Below are 26,014 nucleotides of genomic sequence, written 5' to 3' on the forward strand. Positions count from 1 at the left end.
TTAAGCCGTAAATATATAATTTTTTTAAGAAACTTTTAAGATTTTTTTTGAAATAACGGAAGAAATCTAAATTTATTTTATTTACAACTGTTTTTTATTCCACGGTTACAGATTTTGCCAGGTTTCTCGGCTGATCTACATTGGCTCCTCGGTATACAGCAATGTAGTAAGCCAATAGCTGCAAAGGCACAGATGCTACGATTGGTGAGAAACATTCTGAAGTCTCAGGGATTTCAATAACATAATCTGCCATTTCACTTACCTGCTTATCTCCTTTGTTAACTACAGCAATCACTTTTCCTTTTCTGGCCTTAATTTCCTGAACGTTGCTTACAATCTTATCGTAATGTCCTTTTTTAGGGGCAATAATAACGATTGGCATGTTCTCATCGATAAGGGCGATAGGTCCGTGCTTCATTTCTGCTGCCGGATATCCTTCTGCATGGATATAGGAGATTTCTTTCAGTTTTAAAGCGCCTTCCAATGCCGCAGGATAATTATATCCTCTTCCCAGATAAAGGAAATTTGTTGTGTTTATAAAGTCTTTTGCAATATTTTGAGTCAACTCGTGGGTTGTACTTAAAACTTCTTCTATTTTTTTAGGGATAGCATCCAATTCAGCGATTAAGCTCATGAATTCAGCGTTTCCTAAATTACCGTTATGTTTTCCTAATTTTAATGCAATTAAGCTAAGGATGGTAAGCTGTGCAGTAAATGCTTTTGTAGAAGCTACTCCAATTTCAGGACCTGCATGTGTGTATGAACCTGCATCTGTAATTCTTGCAATTGAAGAATCCACTACATTACAAATACCGTATATAAATGCACCTTTTTCTTTTGCCAGCTTCAATGCAGCCATTGTATCTGCTGTTTCTCCAGATTGAGAGATTGCAATAACCACATCTTTATCCGTAATAATCGGGTTTCTGTATCTGAATTCTGATGCATATTCTACCTCTACCGGAATCCTTGCATATTCTTCAATAAGATATTCCCCGATAAGACCTGCATGCCAAGAAGTACCACAGGCAATAATAATAATTCTGTTCGCATTTTTAAATCTTTCCAAATGATCCCAGATACCGGCCATTTTTATAATCCCTTCATCCACAAGAAGTCTCCCCCTCATTGTATCATGAATAGATTTAGGCTGTTCAAAAATCTCTTTAAGCATAAAATGCTCGTATCCGCCTTTCTCAATCTGTTCTAAGCTTAATTTAAGCTCCTGAACTTCAGGTTCAATTCTTGAGTTATCATTAATCGTTCTGATGTCTACTCCATTTTCCAATGAAATTGTAGCCATATGTCCTTCTTCAAGATAGATCGCTTCTTTGGTAAATTCTACGAAAGGTGATGCATCAGAAGCAATAAAGTATTCTTTATCTCCCAGTCCGATTGCCAGTGGAGAACCAAGTCTTGCAACTACCAGTACTCCCGGATAATCTTCATGAAGCACAGTAATAGCATACGCTCCATATACTTCATTCAAAGCATATCTTACAGCTGTCGGGAAATCTGTTTCAGGCTTCAAATCCATGAAATATTGGATAAGATTCACCAATACTTCTGTATCTGTTTCGGATTTGAAAGTAAATCCTTTTTCGCTAAGCATTGTTTTAATAGTATCATAGTTTTCTATAATACCGTTATGTACAAGAGCGATTTTTCCGTTGTTTGATAAGTGAGGGTGTGAGTTTCTATCACTTGGAACTCCATGGGTAGCCCATCTGGTATGTCCCATCCCTATTTTAGCGGTCCCTTTTAACTGTGATGAAATATTGACTAAGTCATCTACTTTACCTTTTGTCTTTTCTACTTCAAACTTATTGTTTGAGCCTTCCAAGACAATCCCTGCACTGTCATATCCTCTATATTCTAATCTTCTAAGACCGTTGATTACAATGTCATACGCATCTTGAAACCCTGTATATCCTACAATTCCGCACATATTTTGTCTAGTGTTTATTTATTTTTTAGTACCGTAAGTGATTTTTAATTGAATTCTGTTAGGATTCGTTTTATCTGATCCTACATAAACTCCTCTTTCTGTTGCAAATGCTCTGGATGTATATTTATAGCCAAGGAATGAAGTCCCTGTACTTATAAACTGCCCAATATTAACAAGCAATGTCTTATTTTCAGCAGTACCTTCAACAATTTCTTTTACTGTTTTTGTTATAGTAAAATCATAATAAGAAGGATTTTTATCTAAATTATAAGACTTTAACCATGTAAATCCAGCATCTATATCTGCAATAAATCCTGAAGAAGTAAGTACTTCTGTAGCTGGATCTTTCTTATCAATAGGCAAAATAGAGAAGTTATTATTTGTTCTTCTATAATTATTACTCCAGGTTGCAGCATCTGTGAAAATTCTGATTTTAGCACTAATAATTGCTGCTTTATCATTCTGATATAGCGTTTTAAGATTTGCAATGGTTGCATCAGGTATCTTTACACCTACAGAAGGTCCTCCCATTCCCTGCATATAAAGTTTGGTATCACCTTCTATTTCATTGATATTTGACGAAGCAGTAGCCCATGCAGAACCGGCTCTATTATATTCATATTGTCCAAAACGAGCGTTACCAACATTTCCTGTAAGAAGAAATTTGAAGTTGGACTGAGGTCTTGTAACAACACCATTATTATTTACTTCGTTGGTGTAATACATTATCAATTCCATGTCATTAGGGCTAAATTGCAAAAGATAGCCGTCCGTCTCAGCCACAGATAACTTTATTCCCTTAAAGTGTCTTGTAAAATTAGCAGCGTCCATCAATTCTGGTTTACCGTTTTTATCAAGAATCATGGTCTGGAAAAAATTCTTATTTAAAGGAATTCTAATTCCAGCATCAGAAGTAAACAAAGTTGAGTTGTCCGATTTTTTAGTAATAGTCTTAGCAGTTACAGTTCCATCAAATACAGTAGAGCCAAGTGCTGTACCGGTGTTCACAACTATGTTAGAACGCTTGAAAGCTGGATCATTACCATCCAAAAATGTTGTAACTTCATCTACATTAATATGTAATAAAGTATGTGTTCCACCTGGACCTAATTTCATTTTACCATATTTGAAAGAATAATCAGTTGGATAAGATTTGATTGTTGTAGAAACAGGTACTGTTTCATTTCCTACCAATAAACTTTCATCTTTAACAGGTCGTGTAACTAAAGAATCGGCCACTGGGGTCGGCTTTAAGACCAAAACTACAGAATCTACTTTTGGAGTGGTACCAAAATTAAAATTATCTGTACTCATTCTCAACTGAGTAAGAAATGATGCTTTCTGCATACCAAACTGTCCTTCAGAGAATGCCCCCAAAACAGCTGCGGAATAAGATGTACTTGTGTTGACCAGACTTACCAGTCTGCCGGCATCACTTCGGATTGTATCATGATTATTAATATTATAAGCAATAAGGTCGTAAGAAGTTACATTACCTTCTGCAGCACCGTCTATAAAAAGCTGCTCACCCAGTGAATCCGCCTCCGGTTCGCAATTATAAAGAAGGGCACTCCCGAAAACCGCCATAAGAAGTATGGCAAAGGTCCTTTTAACAGTATGAATCATTAAAAATGTGTTTTAATAAAGTTGGTTTATAGAATCTACGTCCACATATTCGGATTTCGGAGTTGCTGTTTCGTTGAAACCTTTATCAAGGTCTGCATCCAGAAACTCATCTCCTTTTACCACCATGTCAACATAGTTCATACTTTCAATAACAAAGTTTTTGATTGTCGGATTATCTAACGCTTTTAATCCGGAAATATTATCGAATGTCAATTTTTCAGCAATATTCTTATCCAGGTCAGCGTCTTTCTCATTGTATAAAGAAAGAACGATTTTGGCGTCTTTGAAGTAAGTATCAGATTCGTAATAAGTTTTCAGATAAATTGGAACAAAAGAAGACATCCATCCGTTCAAATGGATGACGTCCGGTACCCAGTTTAGTTTTTTGATGGTTTCTATAACACCTCTTGCAAAGAAAATCGCTCTTTCATCGTTATCATCAAAAGGATTTCCTTCGTCATCTACGTAGTATTGCTTTCTTTTGAAGTATTCTTCGTTATCAATAAAGTAAACCTGAAGTCTTTCCCCCGGAAGAGACGCTACTTTAATAATTAAAGGCTGGTCCAGGTCATTGATGATAATATTCATTCCCGAAAGACGGATTACCTCATGAAGTTGGAATTTTCTTTCACTTATTTGTCCAAATCTTGGCATAAAAACTCTTACATCATTGCCTTCATTGTGCATCTTAAGTGCCATTTTGTTTACCAATGCAGCCATATTCGTGTCTTCCTGATATGGATACATCTCTGTAGTAATGTACAGTATTTTTTGATTCGGCATAAATTTCTATCTATATTTTTGTAAAAATGCTTTAATGTGCAAAATTACAAAAAAACATTCAACATTATTTTAATTAACATTTTTTTACGATAATTCCCATTTTCAAATTATTAAAAACTCATATAATTATATGATATTTTTAGTATTTTTGAATTAGCATTAAAATAAACTATGGAAGTTATAAAGAATAAGAAAACCCTTCAGGATTTCATTGAAAGACAGAAAGAAATGGGGAAGAAGATTGGGTTTGCTCCTACGATGGGAGCACTTCACAAAGGTCATCTTTCACTCTATGAGGAAGCCAGAAAAGATAATGATTTGGTAATTTCTTCAGTTTTTGTAAATCCTACCCAATTTAATAATCCGGAAGATCTGGAAAAATATCCAAGAGATATTAACAGAGATATTCTTATCCTGGAAAATTCGGGATTAGTAGATGCAGTTTATATTCCTGAAGTAGCTGATATTTACCCAGAGAAAACAGAAAGCCAGCATTATGATTTTGATGGACTGGAAAATGAAATGGAGGGAAAATCCAGACCCGGACATTTTGATGGAGTGGGAACTGTAGTGGAAGAGCTTTTCAGACAGATTCAGCCGGACAATGCTTATTTCGGGGAAAAAGATTTCCAGCAGCTCGCCATTATCAAAAAAATGGTTGAAAAGAAACATCTTCCCGTGAAAATTACAGGCGTTTCTATTTTCAGAGCAGAAAATGGATTAGCATTAAGTTCGAGAAACCAAAGACTTCACGAAGACCGGAAAGAAGCGGCAAAAATTATTTACCAGACATTAGTTAAAGTAAATGACTGGTTCAGAGTGATTACTATTCCCGAAATAAAAGAAAGAGTAACAGATATCTTTGACCATCAGCAGGGCATGAAGTTAGAGTATTTTTTGATCGCTGATGAAAACACCTTGAAAGAAACTGATTTTTTCTATAAAGACAGAAATTACAGAGCATTTATCGTAGTTGTAGTAGATGGCGTGAGATTAATTGACAATATGCATATGGATTAATATTAAACATTTGTTCAACAAAATACTCAACATATTTCATTTATAAAACACAAACTCTGATTACTTTATCAGAGTTTTTCTTTTTATCATGGAATATAAAAAAATCAAAGGCCTCTTGCGGAGACCTTTGAACACCAAATCACAAAATATTAATATGAAAAAAATTTACTTTTCAGTAAACTTGTGACCCGGCTGGGATTCGAACCCAGGACCCATACATTAAAAGTGTATTGCTCTACCAGCTGAGCTACCGAGTCGGTCACTTGCTAACAACCTGCATTAAATGCCATCGTTTTTAAGAGGTGCAAAGATATGATTTTTTTTAATTTCTGCAAACGATTATATAAAAAAATCAAAGGTCTCTTGCGGAGACCTTTGAAACACCAAATCACAAAATATTAATATGAAAAAAATTTACTTTTCAGTAAACTTGTGACCCGGCTGGGATTCGAACCCAGGACCCATACATTAAAAGTGTATTGCTCTACCAGCTGAGCTACCGAGTCGGCCATAATTAATAATGATAAATATAAAATTAATTTTTAATTATTCACCATTAATTATAAAGTTTTCTTTGCAGTGCCTGCGACTGGACTCGAACCAGCACATCCTTAGGAAACCACCCCCTCAAGATGGCGTGTCTACCAATTTCACCACGCAGGCTATAAAATTACAAAAATCTAGTAATTTTTTTCGCTTGTGACCCGGCTGGGATTCGAACCCAGGACCCATACATTAAAAGTGTATTGCTCTACCAGCTGAGCTACCGAGTCGGTCACTTTGCAACGATTTTACATTTGAATAATGTCCCTCGTTTTCAGTGGTGCAAAGATAGGAGTTTTTTCATTATCTCAAAACTTTTTTGCAAATTTGTTAAAAAAAAATTCATGGTTATTTCACTGATCGGATACATGGGATGTGGCAAATCTCACATTTCCAAAATTTTAAGCGATAAAATAAATTTTAAACTCATTGACCTTGATAAAGAGATTTCCAGAAGAAATAAATTAACCATTCCTGAGATTTTTGAAAAAAAGGGAGAAATTCAGTTTAGAAAGCTGGAAAGAGAGGCATTGGAAGAAATTCTTGCTTCGGAAGAAAACCTGGTTTTAAGTCTGGGAGGGGGAACGCCGGTTTATTATAATAATATGGAAATTATCAACCTCAACTCTAAAAGCATTTTTTTAAGAGCTTCTGTAGGTACTTTATACGAAAGACTTTCCAAACAGAAAGAAAAAAGGCCTTTAATAGCTAACATTGCTGATGAAGATCTGCCTGAGTTCATTGCCAAGCATTTATTTGAAAGAAATGCTTTTTACAGCAAGGCACAGTTTAGCATTAATACGGATTCTAGGGATCCTGAAGATATTGTCCAGGAAATAGTAGAAAAGCTCTATCTCTAGAGCTTTTTTATTTTAATCTTCATTTCCTTCGGGGCCATCTGCTGTTTCTCCAAAGAAATCATCCCAATCTGTAAAGTCTGAGGCTATATCATTTCCTACATATTCATCCATCTCGCGTCTGTCTTTTTTAGTAGGTCTTCCTTCGCCCTTATTTCTATAATAATCCTGCGACATTTTGCGGAGCTTTAATAGTTCATACTGCTCTTTGTCCGTCACATCCTGGATATGAAGAGGGACAAGCTTTGCTCCCATCCTGCTTTTGGGGATCTGGGTAACTTTTATTTTATAATCGATTTGATTTTTGCGGATCTTGATAACATCTCCCTCTTTTACCTCTTTAGACGACTTTACGGCAGATGTTCCAATAGAAACTCTGTTCTTTTTAATTTCCTCTGTTGCAATACTTCTCGTCTTATAAAAACGAATGCACCATAAAAATTTATCTATTCTCATAATTTTTTATACTTTTGCCGTTATATTATTTGTAAAGTAATTAAAGTTTTTTGAAATGAAAAAAATATTTTTATATATCCTTACGGGATCTTTATGTTTTTCTGCATGTAAGAAAGATGATGAAGTTGAAACTTATAAAGAACCGGAAGACATCTCCGTTCAGAACAGTTATGACGATCAGGCTATTAAGAAGTTTATGAGCGAAAATTATCTGGACGCCCAGGGAAATATAAAAGCTTTCAGCACAACAGATACTAGTGATGACAATGAAAAAAAATTAATAGATCTGCCGTATCAAACACTTCCTTCCGGGACCATATACATTGTGAGAGAAGGGGCGCAACCAACAGTTGAGCCACAAACTATCGGAGAATCTGATATTCTTACGCTTATGGTAAGAGCCAATGCTTATTTAGCAGGAAATACTGATGGAAATGTTTCTTTCATCTCCAGTTTAACATTGGTAAATACAATTAATGGTAATGGACTTCCAATGATTGATCCGTTGTTCTACTATGCTAAAAAGAGTATCCTAGAAAATGCAACAACGGGGGTAGCACAGCAAAGAAGTTATTATGAAATTGAAGGCTTCCGTGAAGCTATTCAGAAATTCAAAGCTTTTAAAAACCTCCCAAGCGGAAATCCATATAATCTTCAAGGTGTTATATTAGTACCGTCAAGAGCTGCCTTCGCAAGAGATCCACATTATCCTTACAGCACGCAATACTCTTTAAGAAATTATTCTATGATATTTAATTTCCAGGTTTATGGAAGAGCTGACAGACCTGCAGGACAATAATATTAAGATCAATATATTTTACATAAAAAAACCGCCCTCAGATGAAGGCGGTTTTTATTTTTTATATATTTACTAAGATCTCGCTTTTTGTTTCACATTTCCTAAGATATCCGGGAAATATAAATCAGCCAGATGATCAAACTCGTCTCCTCTCATGAACATAGTGGCATCTACTTCTTCATAAGAGCTTCTTCCTGCCGCCGCAATCAGCTCATTACAGGTATGCAGAGTATTTTTATGGAAATGGTATACTCTTTCACTTTTATCAGTAACATCAAGTCCCTTAACTAACATTTTATCCTGAGTGGCAACTCCCGTAGGGCAATTATTATTGTTACATCTTAAGGCCTGTATGCATCCTAACGAGAACATAAATCCTCTTGCATTATTACACATATCCGCACCCATAGCTATTGCTCTGAGGATATCCAAGCTTGTCAGTACTTTTCCACTGGCTATCACTCTTAACTTACTTCTTAAATTATAATTATTAAGGGTTCTGTTAACGAAAATCAGGGCTGGTTCCAGAGGCATTCCCACGCCATCTGAAAATTCCGGAGGTGCAGCTCCTGTTCCTCCTTCTGCCCCATCTATGGTAATAAAATCAGGATAGATTTTTAAAACATTCATCTGTACACAGATGTCCTCAAATTCTTTAGTATCACCAATACAAAGTTTAAAGCCAGTTGGTTTCCCTCCTGAAAGTTCTCTCAGCTGCTGTACAAACCTCAACAGGCCTGCAGCATCAGAAAATGAGCTGTGGGATGGTGGTGAAATAACGGTCATTCCTGGGGTGACGTGACGGATCTTTGCGATCTCCGGTGTGTTTTTCACACCCGGAAGTACACCTCCGTGTCCTGGCTTTGCCCCTTGGGACAGCTTAATTTCAACCATCTTTACATTTGGGAGAGTGGCGTACTTTTCAAACAGTTCAGGATTAAATTTTCCTTCCTCGTCACGGCAACCAAAATATCCGGTTCCAATTTGCCAGCAAAGATCTCCTCCTTCCAAATGATAGGGAGAAATACCTCCTTCTCCGGTGTTATGATAAAAATTCCCTTTTTTTGCACCTCTGTTTAAAGAAATCTGTGCCCTGTCGCTTAATGCCCCAAAACTCATTGCTGAAATATTGAACAGGGAAGCATGGTAAGGCTGCGTACACTGCTCTCCTCCTACCCATACTCTTGGGAGCTCTTCCACAGGCGATTTTGCATAAATAGAATGCTTGATTCCTTCATATTTTCGGTGATTAACTTCCAGCTGTGTTCCGAAAGCTACTGTATCACTCAGGTTTTTAGCTCGTCTGTATACTGCAGAACGCTGGTTTCGGGGAAATGGTTTTCCGTCTGTCTCCCTTTCTATGAAATACTGCTGCATTTCGGGTGAAATACTTTCAAAAAAGTATCTGAAGTATCCCAGTACCGGGAAGTTCCTCAAAATAGCGTGTTTCGACTGGTAAGCATTGTAAACACCCAATGCATAAATGGCAGATAACAGGATGGGTATCCAGTAATGCGCTCTGATCAGTAATGCGACGACCCATGTAGCAATTACTAATACAATTCCCCAAGATAAAAACTTATCTCTCATGAATGTAGTATTTAAAGTTAAAATAAATTTAGTAGAAATTTTGCAAAGAGACTACGCTTTTGCTAAAAAACTTTCGAAGGATGACTGCACAGAAACCGTGCCATCTGACAGGATTTTTTCTAAATTTAGAAATTCAATCTGATTAACGAATGCGGGATCAAAATCTTTCTGGACTCTCACATAGTTTTCAGTGAAGCCATACATTTTACCGTCTTTATTTTCGTGCTCCCAAAGAACGGGAAGCGTTTTTCCAAGTTGAGTCTGATAAAATGCCATTTTTTTCTTTTCAGAAAGTATTCTCAGCATTTTATTACGTTTTTTTCTTTCAGGAATAGGCACTACTCCATCCATACCGACTGCTTCCGTATTTTCTCTTTCGGAATAAGTGAATACGTGAAGGTAGGTAATAGGAAGTTCGTTCAGGAAGTTATAAGTTTCCATGAATTTCTCCTCTGTTTCACCAGGAAATCCCACAATAACGTCTACACCGATAGCTGCATCAGGCATTACCTCGCGGATCTTATTGACTCTGTCATTATACAGCTTGGTAAGATAGCGGCGCTTCATTTTTTTCAGTAGATCATCACATCCGGACTGTAACGGGATGTGAAAGTGGGGAACAAAGCTTTTGCTTTTTGAAACCAGATCAATACTTTCGTCTTTCAAAAGGTTCGGTTCTATGGAAGAAATACGGATTCTTTCAATTCCTTCTACTTTATCGAGCTCTGATATCAGGTCCAGGAAAGTATGTTCGTGTCTTTTATTTCCGAACTCACCTTTACCGTAATCACCGATATTAACTCCTGTAAGAACGATTTCTTTGATGTCTCTTTCGGCAATTTCTTTGGCGTTTTTGAGAACATTTTCAATAGTATCTGATCGTGAGATCCCTCTTGCCAGTGGAATGGTACAGTACGTACATTTGTAGTCGCATCCGTCCTGCACTTTCAGAAAGGCTCTTGTCCTGTCCCCTATTGAGTAGCTTCCGATAAAGAAATCAGTTTCCTCAATTTCGCAAGAATGTACAATGCCTTCATTTTCCGATTTTTCCAAATCATCCAGGTAGCTTAAGATATTGAATTTCTCTTTGGCTCCCAAAACAAGATCTACTCCATCGATCTGTGAAATTTCTTCAGGCTTTAACTGCGCATAGCATCCTACAATAACGACCAGCCCTTCCGGATTGGCTTTCATTGCCCGTTTTACATGCAATTTGCATTCACGGTCTGCGTTTTCAGTTACCGAACAGGTATTGATGACATAGACATCAGCTTTATCATCAAAACTTACTTTATCATAACCAGCATCTGTCAATTGACGGGCAATAGTAGATGTTTCCGCAAAATTTAATTTGCAGCCGAGTGTATGAAATGCGGCAGTTCCGTGAAAAGTAGACATTTATTTACTCCTGAATTTTCTGGGTGCAAAGATAGTAATTTTAATAATAATTCTAAATCGATTCAGTCTATTATTTATATTCGTCCCTTACTTCAGGGCTGTTTTGAAAGCATACCGGAGATGAATTGGAAACATCTTTTTGTTGAGAAAACTTATCTTTCATTCCGGCATTAAACTCCTGAGACTTATTTCTTTCAATAGAAAGCGTTTTCCAGTCATTATTTTTTATCATTTTCGCAATGGAAACGATCTGCCCGATATGATAAGGATAATGGGCGAGCTGACGCAAAACTGCATCTAAGACCAAATGTCCTTCTCCCCTGATATAAATAGTAGAATATAAATTTTCATCATTGATCTGGCTCAAAGCATCAAAAAAACATTCCCAGCCCTTTTCCCAGAAATCAATAACCTCCTGTTTGGTTTTAAAGGTATTGATAAATTCTCCATCGCGATTGCGCCAGGCTTTTTCTCCGTCTTCCGTTAGAAAGTTGGTCCACCTTGAAAGCATATTGCCGGCAATATGTTTAACAATGACTGCAATGGAATTACTTTCATCATTGTACTGCCAGAACATCTGCTCATCAGAAAGCTGACCGAATGATTTATCTCCGAGAGATTTATAATATTGAAAACGTTTTACAAAAATATCCTTCATTTTTTCTGTTATTGATCAGACTAATTTAAAATTATTTTAACGACAAAACCATCTCTTTCGAAATGGTTTTATCTATATAGTTTATTATTAAAAAGCTTAATCTCTGTTTTTAACTACGATCCATCCTGAATATTTAATTGGAGTGTTCATTTTATCATTTTCATTCCAGCCTACAGAATACCAATAGTTTCCGGTAGGTACCTTCACTCCGCCCCTACTGCTTCCGTCCCATTTATAGCCGGTAGATTTATCGATCTGATAGATCATATTTCCATAGCGGTCGAAAATATTCATTACCAAATTTTTCTTATTGGCTAAGGTAGAATAATCAATAACATCATTGTAACCGTCACCATTTGGTGTAATCACGTTAACAAGATTAGGGACAACAATACTGATATCTATCGGATCACAGTCGTAAGAATCTTTTACAAATATGGTAGCATCTCCTCTTTTAACATTGCTGAATTCATTAGAATCCTGCCAGTTTATATTATCCATGGAATATTTGTAAGGTGCCGTTCCTCCTATCACAAATACCGTAACGGTAGTATTTGAAATTTCTATACTTGAAACAACCGGTTGTTCAGAAGGATATACTTTTACGTTCTGCACCACGGTACAATCTCCTGTTTTAAGTTTTACCCAATAGGTACCTACTCCAACGTTTGTGATCGTCTGCGTAGTTGCTCCTGTGCTCCATTCATAACCATTAAATCCCGGGCCTGCATCCAAAGTTGTTCTGTCTTCTACACAAATAACTTTATCTTTAAGAATAGTGGAATAAACCGGCGGAATAACCACTAGTGTGATTTTAGCTATGTTATAGCAACCCTGTGCATTGAAAACCCGCACATAAACCACGCCGCTGGGAGCAATGTATGCTGCAGGCGTTAAAATTTCATTGGTCTGATTCACGGCGTCCGTTGCAGAGGGGTAATATTTTTTACCTGCCCCAGTCTGAGAGGTTACCGATGCAACTGTAAGGTTAAAAGATGCCGTAGACGGATTACCTTCAATAGCACAGGATCTTAATGTAGTATCATTTACCACAACAACCGGATAGAATTTCAATGTTATCTGTGCAACAGCAGTACATCCGAAGGATGAAATCACTTTGACAAAAATGATTCCTTCCGCAGAAGTAAATGCTGACGGATTTGTAATTTCATTGATACCTGCATTCAGATCTGAAAGCGTATTGTAATATTTCTTGGTCACGGTTGGATCTGTAATAACATCTGCTGTTGTAAGATCAAATACTGCTGTTCCCGCATTATTATTGTTACATTGTGTGAGTGTTGCATTTTTTGCCGTGATTTTACCGTCCTTAAATTTAAATGTTCCAATCTGTTTACATTTATTGAGCGGACTGTTTGGATTAGTTGGATCTGTATAGCCTATACTGTAATAATAAATAGATGTTGTATTTACAGTAGTAGGAACTGTAATGCCATTATTTCCGGTTAACGCATCATTCTGACTTGTGTGATAGCTTACGCTAAAGTTCGGATTTCCATTTAAAATTCCTGCAGAAAGTGTAGAAAAATCAAATACAGCAGGATTTACACATATGATTACTTCTTTTGGATCGGCCGGATTAGCAGCCGGAATTCCCGGAGGAATGAAAGGATAAGGCTGTAAAGCCGGATCTGTAAATGGGGAAGCCAATGTTGCAGTTCCACCCCATGTTAAAGAAAACGGTGCTGTTGTAGTACTGGTACTGCTCACCCAGTTGTCAATAAACAAATAATAAGTCTGGCCCGGCAAAACATCCAGATATTTACAATAAGGTGTGAGTGAGCCTCCGACAGCACTGATAAGGGTACTTGTCATATTTAAGCCGGTAGCCGGTCCGGGTCCTATAACCGTTGCAGCATTGCATCGTATGGGTGCCCCTAAAGCTCCACAGTTTACATTAGGACCGAAAATGGCCCAGTCATAATCAGCATCCGGGTTATTCGGAACCAGATCGAAGGTAAGTGTTCCTCCTGTAGCAATCGTTATTTTATACCAGATTGAATTGTGTTCACCAGTTCCGTCTATACAACTTCCTGAATTAACCAATTCTTTAATATTGCCATATCCGGTGGGACTATAAGTAATGTTGGAATTTCCGCAGACGGCAAGCGCGGTTGAACAGTCTGCCTGCGCAAAAAATACCTGAGAAATACCTAAAAAAATAAGGAATAAAAGTTTTTTCATAGATATATAGTTTTTAGTGAATGATTTGAAAACCACACGCATATGTTGATTGACAACACATAGATCAAATATACCTATATTTTAATCACAAACAATGGATTTTTAAAAATATTGAATTATTTCAAATAAAAACACATAATAATTATGATATCATACAATAAATACCAACTATTTTATGCTTGTAATATTTCCACATAGATTTTCAAGATGGAAAATTTTATGAAACGGACTCTTCACTTCCTTCAAATGCTCTTTGTCCTGAATAAATGTATATCTTGAGGCAATGGAGTTCATGTCCGAAACAATTACCAGCCAGCATTCATCTACGGACGTATCGTAATAGGGAAATTTTTCATTTTTCTTATCGATAAGCTCAAGGATCTTTTCTGAGCAAAGCTCATCAAAAAGGTTCATGCTGTATTCATGAGTAATAAAAACATTTCTGCGGTGAAAAGATTTCCTCATCCCTTTCACACAGCCTAAAGGTTTGTTCTTTTTAATGCTTCTGTAAATACTGAGAATATTTTCCTCCTGCTGTTCTATATTGTCAAATTTAATATTCGGGTAAAATTCTAAAAAATAAACACCACGATATTTCGCGGTGTCTTCCTGTTCTAATAATATTTCTGCCTGGCGGAACATCTTATTTAAAGTACTTTCCACTTTTTTCATTTCCAGATGATTGATCACTTCGGTCAGTTCTATTCCAATCTTCTTGTCGTTGAGTTTAGCGATAAAGTCCGGACTTTCGCAGGTAAGGTCTTCAAATTTGACATCGGGAAAGTGATGCATAAACGAATTAAGCAATAGAATCTCAGATTTCTTTCTGTATTTTTCTCGGTCATGAAGAAGAGATTCGTCTATTTTACGGTGATACTTTTCCATCGGCTTTTTTTTCAAATGCCGGTTCATATAGTATAGGCTTAGATTCTTTATTAAATCTTCATCAGAAAATGTCTTTTTCATAGGTGATTTTTTTATGTGACCAAAGAACACATGCCATATTGGTTTCACCGTTAGAAGTTTTTGATTTTCAAAAATTTACATAATAAAGGTAAGTAAAAAAACTATTCACAGGATACTTTTAAATTAATTTATCAAATAATTAATGTAAAGTTTATTTTCATAATCAATACCTTTAGCGTTCAAATTATAAAACTGTGATTTATATGGATTTTAAAAATTTTAAAATACCTTACAGCATCAATCCACAATATTCTAAAAAAGCCGTCTATTTTTCGATGGAATTCGCCATTGAACAGGTTTTAAAAATATATTCGGGTGGTTTGGGATTCCTTGCAGGATCTCATATGAGAAGTGCATACAACCTGAAACAGGATCTTATCGGGATCGGAATTCTCTGGAAATTTGGTTATTATGATCAGGCCAGAAATCATGACCAGACCCTTCAGCCGGTCTGGACAAGGAAGATGTACAGCTTTCTTGAGGATACCGGAATCAAATTTCAGATCGAGATCCATAGTGCCCCGGTTTGGGTAAAAGTATGGTACCTTGATCCTGAAATTTTCAATACGGCACCCATGTTTTTTCTTTCTACAGATGTGCCGGAAAACGATCACGTTTCTAAAACCATCTGCCACAAATTATACGATGCCAACGAATCTACAAAACTGGCTCAGTATATTTTGCTGGGAAAAGGAGGGGCTAAATTACTGGACGAGATGAACGCTGAAAGAGAAGTGTATCATCTGAATGAGGCTCATGGACTTCCAGCCGCATTTTACCTGCTGAAAAAGTACAATGGAGATCTGAACCGGGTGAAAGAAAAACTGGTTTTTACCACCCACACTCCTGAAGAAGCGGGAAATGAAAAACATAATCTGAAACTATGTTATGATATGTCTTACTTTTCCGGTTTCAGCATGGAAGAGGTAAAAAGTATCGAAGGAGCAAACGATGATCGTTTCAACCACTCGCTATGTGCTCTGAAAATGGCAAGAATGGCGAACGGCGTATCTAAGCTGCATGGTGAGGTTTCCAGAGCTATGTGGAGTAAATATCCTGGAATCTGCGAAATTACTTCCATTACCAACGCACAGGAATTTAAGTACTGGGCGGATAAGCCTCTTTATAATGCCAAAGATGAAAACGATGCAACTGTTTTTGATTACCGCAAAAAACATTTAAAGAAAAGACTGTTCACCATTGTCGCAGATCAGACCGGAAATCTATTTGATCCTAACATTTTCACTATTGTCTGGGCAAGAAGATTTGCAGGGTATAAACGTGCAGATTTACTGCTTCATGATAAGGAAAGATTCTACAGATTATTGAATAATCAAAAATATCCGGTACAGATTATCTGGTCAGGGAAACCTTATCCTATGGATTATTCCGCTATTTCTACTTTTAATACTTTGGTAGAGGAAAGTAAAAATCATAAAAATATGGCTGTACTTACAGGCTATGAGCTTTCTTTAAGTAAATCCCTGAAACAGGGCTCAGATCTGTGGCTCAACAATCCGAGGGTACCGAGAGAAGCTTCTGGAACTTCAGGAATGACCGCTGCTATGAACGGATCTGTAAATCTTTCTACCGATGACGGATGGATCCCTGAATTTGCCGAACCGGGAGAAAATTCGTTTGTTGTTCCGAAAGCTGATTATTTAAATATGAGCATTTACGAACAGGATACTTATGATCTGAATAAGCTGTACGAAATTCTTGAAAACGAAATCCTGCCTGCTTATTACGATAATCCGGACCAATGGAGAAAAATTCAGTATAAGGCTATGAATGATGTTCAGCACCAATTTAACAGTGATAGAATGGCAGATGAATATTACAAAGTACTTTACAAATAGATAAAAGGTAAAAAAGGTTCAATCAACTGATTTATAATAAAATTCCGTGAAAATACTTTCACGGAATTTTTATTGATGTTATTCTTTTTTCTTCTTTGGCACCTTCAAGCCTTTTTCTCTGGCTTCTGAAATTCCTATGGCCACAGCCTGTTTTTTGCTGGTCACCTTTTCTCCTGAAGAGGACTTCAGTTTTCCTTCTTTAAATTCGTGCATGACTTTTCCCACTTTGTCCTGAGCTTTTTCTGAATATTTGGTTTTGCTCATGATAAAAATTTTTTAAGGTTTTGGCAGGGATACCCCTAGTTCATAAACTTCGGCGTGCTTCAAATATTTTGAGCGTTCTCTGGAGGTTACCGATTCAAAGTGATCATTTTTAATCACAATAATTGGATCTTCTGCATTTTCAATTTCAAAATTAGCCAGATATCTTTCGTCCGGTGCATCCTGGCGAATCTTTGCTTTTATTTTCTGTAATTCATCTGCGTATTTCCTGAACCCGGGATCAGATGAATGAATAAATTTATATTCATCACCAGCATAAACATAATAGTGAAGTTTTTTCTCAATAAGGCCGGCTTCATTAGTAATCTGTGGATTATCATTCCCATCTTTAAACCCAACTTCTACCAAAGTCCCGCCTTTTTTGTTGGCACAGTCTTCCGCATCTTTGAAGCTTGAAAAGCCTGTATAAACAATCTGATCGGCTAAAACATAACGGTTCAGTTTTTGGTTGTATGCATTCGTTTCCATAATTATTATTTAATTTGATTGTTATAATAATACATTCAATTTTTTTGCCAAAAGCCGTATTAAAAAAGCTTTTTTATGCATTTAATAAAATTATTATCTTTGAGATCCATTAAAATTAGAAATGAAAAAATTACTCTTAACTCTTACCGTGGCTGTAGCATTCCATAATGTGTCTGCCCAGGAAATCACTTTAGATAAAATATATTCAGGATATTACCGCGGAAAAGGCATTGCCGGTATAGCATCTATGAAGAACGGAGAAAATTATCTGGTCATTGAGCCGACAGGAATTGCCAAATACTCTTACAAAACTTCACAAAAAGAAGGAAATATTGTTGATGGTAAATTTGAAAGCTATGAATTTTCTGATGATGAATCAAAAATTCTTCTTTTAACAGAAAGCCAGCCCATCTACAGACATTCATTTCTTGGAAAGTTTGAGGTAAAAGATCTGAAATCAGGTAAGACAATCAGCCTGAATGACGGTAAAACAGTTCAGGAGCCCAGATTTTCTCCTGATGCCTCTAAAGTAGCATTCATTGCTGAAAATAATTTATTCTATCAGGACCTGAGTTCAGGAAAAATTACCCAGGTTACAAATGACGGTAAGAAAAATTCCATTATCAACGGGTTAGCAGACTGGGTATATGAAGAGGAATTCGGGCATGCAAGACAATATGAATGGACAAAGAACTCGGATGCCATTGTATTTGTAAAATCTGATGAAAGCCAGGTTCCGGAGATCTATATTCCGATCTATGGAAAAAAACTTTATCCTGAGGAAATGCGTTACAAATATCCTAAAGCAGGAGAAAAAAACTCTATAGTTTCTGCCCAGCTGTACCGTCTTGATACGGGAAAAACAACGCCAATCAACCTAAGTTCTTTTAAAAACTATTATATCCCCAATGTCATTCAGACGGCAAAGCCTGACGAAATGGTTCTGGTGACTTCTGAAAGAATTCAGAATGCGTCCGATATTTTAAAGGTGAATACCAAAACCGGAGTCGTTCAGAAACTATTCACAGAAACGGATGAGAAATGGATCGATACAGATAGCCCTACTCTGGAATTCCTGGACGATGATTCTTTCCTTTGGGCATCCGAAAGAGACGGTAACCGTCATTTATACTGGTATGACAAGGATGGAAAGCTTAAAAAGCAAATAACAAAGGGAAATTGGGAAGTAACCGATTATTATGGATTCAATCCGAAGTCTAAGGAAATTTATGTTCAGACGACTGAAAAAGGAAGCATCAACAAAGTCGTTTCCAAAGTAAATATTGAAAACGGAAAATCCCAGCTTATTTCTAATGCGGAAGGAAACAATTCTGCCAATTTCAGTAAGAACTACAGTTATTTCATTGAAACATCTTCTACTGCTGCAAGACCTTACACTTTTGTTTTAAAAGACGGAAACGGTAAAACGGTAAAAGAACTTCAGAACAATAACGACCAGCTACAGAAATTAAAGGCCGATAATTTTGCAGATAAAGAATTCATCACCATTCCAAATGGCGCCGGCGACCAGATGAATGCATGGATCATGAAACCTAAAAACTTTGATCCTAATAAAAAATATCCACTGTTTATGTATCAGTATTCCGGACCCGGATCTCAGCAGGTTGCGAATTCATGGGACAATGGCAATGCTTTATGGTTTAATCATTTGGTGCAGAAAGGTTATATCGTTGCCTGTGTAGACGGACGTGGAACGGGTTATAAAGGAGCTAAGTTCAAGAAGGTTACCTACATGAATATGGGTAAATATGAAATTGAAGATCAGATTACTGCGGCAAAATGGTTCGGAAATCAGTCTTATATTGACAAGACAAGAATCGGAATGTTCGGATGGAGCTACGGAGGTTATATGACCAGTCTGGCAATGACGAAAGGAGCAGATGTTTTCAAAGCCGGAATCGCTGTAGCACCGGTAACCAACTGGAGGTATTATGATTCCGTATACACGGAAAGATTCATGAGAACCCCTCAGGAAAACGCTGACGGATACGACAAAAATTCTCCAACAGAGTATGCCAATCTATTAAAGGGTAAATTCTTACTGATCCACGGAACTGCTGATGATAACGTACATTTCCAGAACTCTATGGAATTCTCTGAAGCTTTAATTCAAAATAAAAAACAGTTTGAATTTATGGCTTACCCTGATAAAAACCACGGAATTTACGGGGGCCAGACAAGACCGCAGCTGTATCAGAAAATGACGGATTTTATTTTGAATAATTTATAATTCCTTTTAAATAAAACTTTTCAAACCTCTCAATGTATTTTGAGAGGTTTTTATATTTATTTCATTAATCATTTTTGCCTGGATTATTTATTTTATCAATTGAAATTAAAAACTTATTTTTGGGAAATTTGAAAATTGATTATATGAAGACTAAACATCCTAAAGGCTTACCCTTCCTCTTTTTCACAGAAATGTGGGAACGTTTCGGGTATTATTTGATTCTTGGAATCTTTGTTCTTTATGTCATTGAGCCAACCGGGCTAACAGGAGGACTTGGACTTCCGGACAAAACGGCTGATGATATTTTCGGAACATACATCGCCTTGACCTATTTAACACCGTTCCTTGGAGGTTTTTTGGCTGACAGGGTTTTAGGATATATTAAATCTATTTATCTGGGCGGAATTTTGATGGCTGCAGGATATATAGGAATGGGGGTCTTCAAAGAGCTGCCTCTTTTTTATGGCTCTCTGGCATTAATCATCATTGGGAATGGCTTCTTTAAACCCACTATTTCCACACTGTTAGGAAACCTTTATTCTGAGGAACCTTATAAAGCCAATAAAGACTCCGGATATAATATTTTCTATATGGGGATCAATATCGGGGCATTTATCTGTAATATTATTGCAGCTTTTATGCGTAATAAATTCGGATGGGGCGAAGCTTTCATCACTGCGGGAGTAGGAATGCTTGTTGGTCTTGTGATCTTTACCATCGGTAGAAAACACTATATCCATGCTGCACAGATGAAGCCTGTAGAAGAAGGAGATACCAAGCTTTCTGAAATTTTAATTAAGGTTTTTGTCCCTGCCATTGCAGTGGGAGCTATTGGATGGTTCATTCCCGGAAATATCTTCGGAAGCGACAGTACAGACGCCTTTATTTTTGCCTGCATTCCTGTGATCTACTTTTATGCTTCACTATACTTTAAAGCTAAGCCAGAGGAGAAACCATCAATCGGAGCTCTACTTTCAGTGTTTCTAATCAGTATGTTCTTCTGGGCAGTTTTTAAGCAGAATGGTACGGCTTTAACAAGATGGGCCAATTATTATACGGACAGAAGTGTTCCTGCGTCACTGGAAAAACCTCTCGAGGATATTTATATGGTGGAGGGGAAAAGCTATGAAGACAAAGAGGTTCCGGTTTATGACAATCAATTCCAGTCTCAAAAGGACAAGGACGGAAAAGCCATTAAAGAAACCGGGAAGGATATCTATTTTAAAAATATCTCTGCTGAACAGCGTGCCGCCTTGGAAAGAAATCCGGAATCGAAAGTCTATCTATACAATACGGAATTATTCCAGTCTATCAATCCATTCTGGGTAATTGCTTTAACGCCTGTCATTGTAGGGTTCTGGGCTTTATTAAGAAGAAAAGGAAAAGAACCGCTTACTCCTACAAAAATTGTTTTAGGATTATTTATCTCAGGATTATCATGCCTGGTAATGGTTCTCGCTGTTATGACAGGAGATAATGGGGCTGAAAAAGTTTCACCGTTATGGCTGGTTGCCGGTTATGGAGTAATTACTGTTGGGGAGCTCTGCCTTTCTCCAATGGGACTCTCATTCGTTTCAAAACTTTCACCGGCAAGAATTACTGCATTAATGATGGGAGGTTTCTTCTTAGCCAACTCAGTTGGTAATAAGCTTTCAGGAATCCTGGCAAGTACGTGGTACAGCTACGACAATAAGATGAATTATTTCCTGGTTAACTTTGCTTTGCTAATATTTGCGACACTTTTAGGTCTGTCAATGTTAAAAAGATTGAATAAGATCATGAGGGAAAAAGGACATTAATCCTCATTTATCATAAAGAATATCAAGCTGCAGCATCGTTCTGCAGCTTTTTTATTTAAATATAAAATTAAAACCTTGCCAAAAACTCAAAAAAAACTATATTTGTCAGTCTTAACAAAAATTAACAATAGAATGGATAATATTGAAGCATTAAGTCCGAAACCGGATGAGTTTGTAGAGAATAAGAATTCAAGGCATCCAAAAGGATTGTGGGTTCTTTTCGGAACAGAAATGTGGGAGCGTTTCAACTTTTATGGGATGAGAGCCCTTTTGACGCTCTTCATGGTAAATTCCTTATTAATAAAAGAAGCAGATGCAGCAATTATCTACGGTGGATTTTTAGCTTTATGTTATTTAACACCTCTTTTGGGAGGATTTATTGCAGATAAATATATAGGAAACAGAAATGCCATCTTAATCGGTGGATCTCTAATGGCTATCGGTCAGTTTCTATTATTTATCAGTGCCTCTACTTTCTCTGCCGATCTGGGCAGTTCCAAAATGATTATGTGGCTGGCGTTATTCATTATCATTTTCGGTAATGGATTCTTCAAGCCGAATATTTCCTCAATGGTGGGAAGTCTTTACCCTAAGCAGGAGAAATCCAAATTGGACTCTGCATTTACCATTTTCTATATGGGGATTAACATCGGAGCATTCCTGGGACAATTTATCTGCCCATACGTAGGAGATGTGAAAGATGCAGCTACAGGAGTAAGAGATATTTTTGCTTTCAAATGGGGATTCTTAGCCGCTTCAATTGCAATGATTATTGGAACCGTAACATTCTTTATCCTTAAAAATAAATATGTGGTAAATCCGGAAGGGAGACCTATCGGTGGATTGCCAAAGAACAATACAAGTGCAGACTTTGAAGAAGGTGAAACTCAGACCGCTAAATTCTCAGGTTTATCTTTAGGGATCACCGGAGTTATATTTGTGGTTTTATTCTTCGCTTTCCGATATTTACTGGTAGGAGAATTCGGATTTAAAGCCGTAGAGATGGGGCAATTGATCAAAGGAATTATTTATCCTTTCATCTATGCGGCCGGTATTTCCCTGGCTTTCCTGATCATGAGTTCTGCAGAAAACAAGATTGAAAGACAGAGAATCTGGGTAATTTATATTGTATCCTTCTTTATCATTTTCTTCTGGGCAGCTTTCGAGCAGGCAGGATCTTCATTAACATTTATTGCTGACAACCAGACAGACAGAAACATTTTTGGATGGAATATGCCTCCTTCAATGGTTCAGATCTTCAACGGTATCTTCGTAGTTCTGTTAGCCGTTCCATTCAGTTTGACATGGGATAAATTAAGAACAAAAGGAAGAGAACCCGTATCTCCGTTCAAGCAGGCAATGGGTCTTGCATTAATTGCTCTTTCTTACTTCATTATTGCACACAACGTAAAAGATCTTGGAAATTCAGGATTATTAGCAATCAAATGGCTAATGCTTCTTTATTTCATCCAGACTTGTGGTGAGCTTTGCTTATCTCCAATCGGTCTTTCATTGGTAGGAAAACTAGCTCCAAAAAGATTTGCATCATTATTATATGGAGTATTCTTTATTTCCAATGCTGCAGGGTATGCATTGGCAGGTTCATTGGGAGCTCTTATCCCTGCTACAGGTGATAAATTCACAAAAGCACAGGAAATAGGCGTAAACCTTCAGGACGTTTTAGATAAAAAAGTAACGTTGACTGCTGAACAGACAGCAGCATTTGAGAAAGCTCAGTTACCATTGCACAATCCTACATTTGCAGGATTTGAGATCCACAACCTATTCGAATTCTTTATGGTATTCGTAGTACTTTGTGGTATCGCAGCTGTTATTTTGGGTTTGATCTCTCCAATCTTAAAGAAAATGATGCACGGTGTAAAATAACCGCATCAATAAAATACAACAAAACCTCTGCAAAGTCAGAGGTTTTTTTTATTTTCGTATGATGGAAATTTCCGAAGATTCTTTATTTCAATCCGTAAAGGAAATTATTAGGCAGTCGCGCGAAAAAGTGTTTCGGATCGCGAATTCTACTTTACTGCTCACTTACTGGCAGATCGGAAAACTGATCGTAGAAAATGAACAGCAGGGAAAAGAACGCGCCGAATACGGAAAGAAAACCTTAAAAAATCTTTCTAAAAAACTTTCTCTGGAGTTTGGAAAGGGTTTCGACTATACAAACCTTTCCAATATGCGCAAATTTTACACAGCTTTCCCAATTGTTGACACATTGTCTCTACAATTGAGCTGGTCTCATTACAGATTACTTTTCGGACAGGATGATAAATCAAAAAGAAGCTATTATCTTAATGAAGCTGTACAAAATAACTGGAACGTACGGGATTTGAAAAGACAAATCAATTCACTTGCCTACGAAAGAGTTCTGGAACATAAAAAATCCCCGACAGAAAATATCCACAGTGTTTTAAAAGACCCTTACATTTTTGAATTCTTAGGTTTAACACCGGATCAAAAATTTTCTGAAAAAGAAATTGAAACCGCCATCATTGATCATATTCAGAAGTTTCTTCTGGAATTCGGGAAAGGATTTGCTTTTGTAGCAAGACAACAGCATATTTCTACAGATACATCCGATTTTTATATCGACCTTGTTTTTTACAATTATATTCTGAAATGCTTTGTCATTATTGACCTTAAAACCGGAGAACTCTCCCATCAGGACATCGGACAGATTGATATGTATGTACGAATGTATGATGATCTGAAACGCGGAGAAGGTGATAATCCGACGATAGGAATTTTACTGTGTTCAGAAAAAGACGAAACCATTGTAAAATATTCCGTTCTGAATGACAAAAACAATCTCTTTGCGAGCAAATACCTCCTCTACCTTCCAAAAGAAGAAGAATTAAAAGAAATCATAGACCAGGACAGAATCCGTTTTGAACTGGACCAAAACAACAATAAACAACCCTAATTAAAACAATCATATACAATTATGAGCTTAACTCTAGATGAAATACAAAATTTCAAAGGAAAATACCCCAGACAGATCTGGAGCCTGTTTTTCTCTGAAATGTGGGAGCGTTTCTGTTTTTACGGAATGCGCGGAATGCTGGTTTTCTTTATGATCTCCCAGCTTAATTTCCATGAAAAAGAAGCTAACCTTCAATACGGCGCTACCCAGGCATTCGTATATGCCTTTACTTTCGTGGGCGGCCTTTTTGCAGATAAAATCCTCGGATTCAGGAAATCTCTCTTTTGGGGCGGGCTACTGATGATCGTTGGAAGCTTGATTCTGGCAACTGATCCACATAAATTCTTTTTCTTAGGAATTGCATTCACTGTGGTAGGAACAGGTTTCTTCAAACCGAATATTTCATCTATGGTTGGACAGCTTTACAAACCTAATGATTCAAGAGCAGATGCAGGTTTTTCTCTTTTTTACGCGGGAATCAATCTGGGAGCTTTATTGGGCGGTTATTTATGCATCGCTATCGGTAAAGGAGAAATTCTAAGCGGTATTATTTCAGAAGTCATGAGATGGAACGTCGCTTTCGGTCTGGCCTCCGTGGTAATGGTAATAAGCCTTATCAATTTCATTTTCACTCAGAAAAGAATGGGAACAATAGGTCTTCAGCCAGGGCATCCTTTGGCAGAAGTAAAAGCTGCTCCAATCCCAAAATGGAAAGAATATGGAGTTTATATTTTATCTCTTATTTTCGTACCAATTATCATGAAGATGGTTGCCAAAACGGAATATACAGATTATTTTATGTGGACCATAGGGCCTTTGACACTGATCTACCTATTCTATGAAATGTCAAAAGTAACCGCATCAGAGCGTAAAAAACTTTGGGCAGCTTTAGTTTTCATTATTTTCTCGATCCTATTCTGGGGAATCTACGAGCAAAGTGGTGGGTCATTAAGTATTTTTGCAGCTAAAAATCTGAATAAAGACCTTCTTGGATTAGATCCGAACGGTGTAAATAACTCAGGAGGAGCCTTTTTTATTATTTTCCTTGCGCCGCTTATCGGGCTTCTATGGATATGGCTGAATAAAAGAAAAATTGAACCCAATACTATCGTTAAATTTGGATTAGGATTTATTTTTCTGGGAATCGGGTATTATGTTTTATTTGCAACAAGACTTTTTGCGGACCTTCAGGGAATAACATCGCTGAATTTTTTCACGTTGGCATTATTGATCATCACTCTTGGAGAATTATGCCTGTCACCAATAGGATTGTCTATTATGACTAAACTTTCCACCAAAAACCTTCAGGGAATGATGATGGGAATGTGGTTCCTGGCCTCAGCTTACGGACAGTATGTTGCCGGGATTATCGGTGCCGGACTTGCTACAGCAAAAGAGGGATCTACTAACTATGATGCTTTGATCACTTATACTGATGGATATAAACAATTGGGATTATACGCGGTAATTGCCGGTGTGGTATTAATTTTGATATCTCCGTTCGTAAAAAAATTAATGCAGGATGTAAAATAGAATAAGCTATATTATGCTTATTTTTACGTAAA

Annotated in this window: 20 protein-coding genes and 4 tRNA genes; 9 read left to right on the forward strand and 15 right to left on the reverse strand. The window is 37.0% G+C overall.

Annotated features, from left to right (window positions below; translation table 11 throughout):
* Window positions 1-94: 94 nt before the first annotated feature.
* Genes glmS through ACTJIV_RS18920 form a run of 3 tightly spaced genes read right to left on the reverse strand, consistent with a single transcriptional unit; the run spans window position 95 to window position 4,357 of the window.
* Window positions 95-1,948, reverse strand: coding sequence for a glutamine--fructose-6-phosphate transaminase (isomerizing) (gene glmS, locus ACTJIV_RS18910; RefSeq protein ID WP_111959200.1), 1,854 nt, complete (start codon window positions 1,946-1,948; stop codon window positions 95-97).
* An 18-nt stretch (window positions 1,949-1,966) separates the two neighbouring features.
* The gene (locus ACTJIV_RS18915; RefSeq protein ID WP_440629133.1) at window positions 1,967-3,574 is read right to left on the reverse strand and encodes a DUF4270 family protein; all 1,608 of its coding nucleotides are present in this window, start codon (window positions 3,572-3,574) and stop codon (window positions 1,967-1,969) included.
* Window positions 3,575-3,586: 12 nt separating this feature from the next.
* On the reverse strand, window positions 3,587-4,357 hold the full coding sequence (locus tag ACTJIV_RS18920; RefSeq protein ID WP_111959196.1) for a glycogen/starch synthase: 771 nt from the start codon (window positions 4,355-4,357) through the stop codon (window positions 3,587-3,589).
* Window positions 4,358-4,528: 171 nt separating this feature from the next.
* Between ACTJIV_RS18920 and panC the strand changes: the two genes are divergently transcribed.
* Window positions 4,529-5,377, forward strand: coding sequence for a pantoate--beta-alanine ligase (panC, locus tag ACTJIV_RS18925; RefSeq protein ID WP_336379731.1), 849 nt, complete (start codon window positions 4,529-4,531; stop codon window positions 5,375-5,377).
* A gap of 184 nt (window positions 5,378-5,561) precedes the next feature.
* On the opposite strand, the gene ACTJIV_RS18930 is transcribed toward panC, so the two are convergent.
* The 4 genes from ACTJIV_RS18930 to ACTJIV_RS18945 form a co-directional block, all read right to left on the reverse strand.
* Window positions 5,562-5,634: transfer RNA gene (locus tag ACTJIV_RS18930), tRNA-Lys, on the reverse strand.
* Window positions 5,635-5,810: 176 nt separating this feature from the next.
* Window positions 5,811-5,883 (reverse strand) — tRNA-Lys (locus ACTJIV_RS18935).
* Between the two features lie 74 nt (window positions 5,884-5,957).
* Window positions 5,958-6,040: transfer RNA gene (locus ACTJIV_RS18940), tRNA-Leu, on the reverse strand.
* Window positions 6,041-6,077: 37 nt separating this feature from the next.
* Window positions 6,078-6,150: transfer RNA gene (locus ACTJIV_RS18945), tRNA-Lys, on the reverse strand.
* A 114-nt stretch (window positions 6,151-6,264) separates the two neighbouring features.
* Here ACTJIV_RS18945 and ACTJIV_RS18950 point away from each other — a divergent pair.
* A complete protein-coding gene (locus ACTJIV_RS18950; protein ID WP_111959192.1) occupies window positions 6,265-6,780 on the forward strand; it encodes a shikimate kinase in 516 nt (171 codons plus the stop codon).
* A 12-nt stretch (window positions 6,781-6,792) separates the two neighbouring features.
* Here the strand turns inward: ACTJIV_RS18950 and ACTJIV_RS18955 are convergent, their stop codons facing one another.
* Window positions 6,793-7,233, reverse strand: coding sequence for an RNA-binding S4 domain-containing protein (locus ACTJIV_RS18955; protein WP_111959190.1), 441 nt, complete (start codon window positions 7,231-7,233; stop codon window positions 6,793-6,795).
* Between the two features lie 55 nt (window positions 7,234-7,288).
* On the opposite strand from ACTJIV_RS18955, the gene ACTJIV_RS18960 reads away from it, so the two are divergent.
* Window positions 7,289-8,032: a hypothetical protein gene (locus ACTJIV_RS18960; protein ID WP_440629134.1), complete on the forward strand. Its 744-nt coding sequence runs from the start codon at window positions 7,289-7,291 to the stop codon at window positions 8,030-8,032.
* A 72-nt stretch (window positions 8,033-8,104) separates the two neighbouring features.
* Here ACTJIV_RS18960 and ACTJIV_RS18965 read toward each other — a convergent pair whose 3' ends face one another.
* The 5 genes from ACTJIV_RS18965 to ACTJIV_RS18985 form a co-directional block, all read right to left on the reverse strand.
* Window positions 8,105-9,622, reverse strand: coding sequence for an FMN-binding glutamate synthase family protein (locus tag ACTJIV_RS18965; RefSeq protein WP_111959186.1), 1,518 nt, complete (start codon window positions 9,620-9,622; stop codon window positions 8,105-8,107).
* 51 nt (window positions 9,623-9,673) lie between these two features.
* Complete coding sequence (gene mtaB / locus ACTJIV_RS18970; RefSeq protein WP_223558421.1) at window positions 9,674-11,020, reverse strand: tRNA (N(6)-L-threonylcarbamoyladenosine(37)-C(2))-methylthiotransferase MtaB; 1,347 nt, start codon at window positions 11,018-11,020, stop codon at window positions 9,674-9,676.
* 70 nt (window positions 11,021-11,090) lie between these two features.
* Window positions 11,091-11,678 (reverse strand): DUF1572 family protein, encoded by a 588-nt coding sequence (locus tag ACTJIV_RS18975; RefSeq protein WP_440629135.1) that lies wholly within the window; start codon window positions 11,676-11,678, stop codon window positions 11,091-11,093.
* A 96-nt stretch (window positions 11,679-11,774) separates the two neighbouring features.
* Window positions 11,775-13,883 carry a T9SS type B sorting domain-containing protein gene (locus ACTJIV_RS18980; protein ID WP_440629136.1) on the reverse strand — a complete coding sequence of 703 codons (2,109 nt, stop codon included), beginning with the start codon at window positions 13,881-13,883 and terminating at the stop codon, window positions 11,775-11,777.
* A gap of 168 nt (window positions 13,884-14,051) precedes the next feature.
* Entirely contained in the window at window positions 14,052-14,849 is a 798-nt protein-coding gene (locus tag ACTJIV_RS18985; RefSeq protein WP_111959311.1) for a hypothetical protein, read from the reverse strand.
* Between the two features lie 203 nt (window positions 14,850-15,052).
* On the opposite strand from ACTJIV_RS18985, the gene glgP reads away from it, so the two are divergent.
* A complete protein-coding gene (glgP, locus tag ACTJIV_RS18990; RefSeq protein ID WP_440629137.1) occupies window positions 15,053-16,708 on the forward strand; it encodes an alpha-glucan family phosphorylase in 1,656 nt (551 codons plus the stop codon).
* 78 nt (window positions 16,709-16,786) lie between these two features.
* Here the strand turns inward: glgP and ACTJIV_RS18995 are convergent, their stop codons facing one another.
* Window positions 16,787-16,972 (reverse strand): DUF6496 domain-containing protein, encoded by a 186-nt coding sequence (locus tag ACTJIV_RS18995; RefSeq protein ID WP_111959176.1) that lies wholly within the window; start codon window positions 16,970-16,972, stop codon window positions 16,787-16,789.
* A gap of 12 nt (window positions 16,973-16,984) precedes the next feature.
* Window positions 16,985-17,458: a hypothetical protein gene (locus ACTJIV_RS19000; RefSeq protein WP_111959174.1), complete on the reverse strand. Its 474-nt coding sequence runs from the start codon at window positions 17,456-17,458 to the stop codon at window positions 16,985-16,987.
* A 121-nt stretch (window positions 17,459-17,579) separates the two neighbouring features.
* Here ACTJIV_RS19000 and ACTJIV_RS19005 point away from each other — a divergent pair, with 121 nt between their 5' ends.
* The 5 genes from ACTJIV_RS19005 to ACTJIV_RS19025 all read left to right on the forward strand — a co-directional run bounded on the left by ACTJIV_RS19005 (window position 17,580) and on the right by ACTJIV_RS19025 (window position 25,982).
* Complete coding sequence (locus ACTJIV_RS19005; RefSeq protein ID WP_440629138.1) at window positions 17,580-19,709, forward strand: S9 family peptidase; 2,130 nt, start codon at window positions 17,580-17,582, stop codon at window positions 19,707-19,709.
* 143 nt (window positions 19,710-19,852) lie between these two features.
* Window positions 19,853-21,508, forward strand: coding sequence for a peptide MFS transporter (locus ACTJIV_RS19010; RefSeq protein WP_440629139.1), 1,656 nt, complete (start codon window positions 19,853-19,855; stop codon window positions 21,506-21,508).
* Between the two features lie 132 nt (window positions 21,509-21,640).
* On the forward strand, window positions 21,641-23,395 hold the full coding sequence (locus ACTJIV_RS19015) for a peptide MFS transporter (protein ID WP_440629140.1): 1,755 nt from the start codon (window positions 21,641-21,643) through the stop codon (window positions 23,393-23,395).
* Window positions 23,396-23,453: 58 nt separating this feature from the next.
* The gene (locus ACTJIV_RS19020) at window positions 23,454-24,449 is read left to right on the forward strand and encodes a PDDEXK nuclease domain-containing protein (RefSeq protein ID WP_440629141.1); all 996 of its coding nucleotides are present in this window, start codon (window positions 23,454-23,456) and stop codon (window positions 24,447-24,449) included.
* Window positions 24,450-24,470: 21 nt separating this feature from the next.
* Entirely contained in the window at window positions 24,471-25,982 is a 1,512-nt protein-coding gene (locus ACTJIV_RS19025; RefSeq protein ID WP_440629142.1) for a peptide MFS transporter, read from the forward strand.
* Window positions 25,983-26,014: the final 32 nt, after the last annotated feature.

The organism is Chryseobacterium sp. 22532 (assembly GCF_052044665.1).
Lineage (GTDB): Bacteria > Bacteroidota > Bacteroidia > Flavobacteriales > Weeksellaceae > Chryseobacterium > Chryseobacterium lathyri.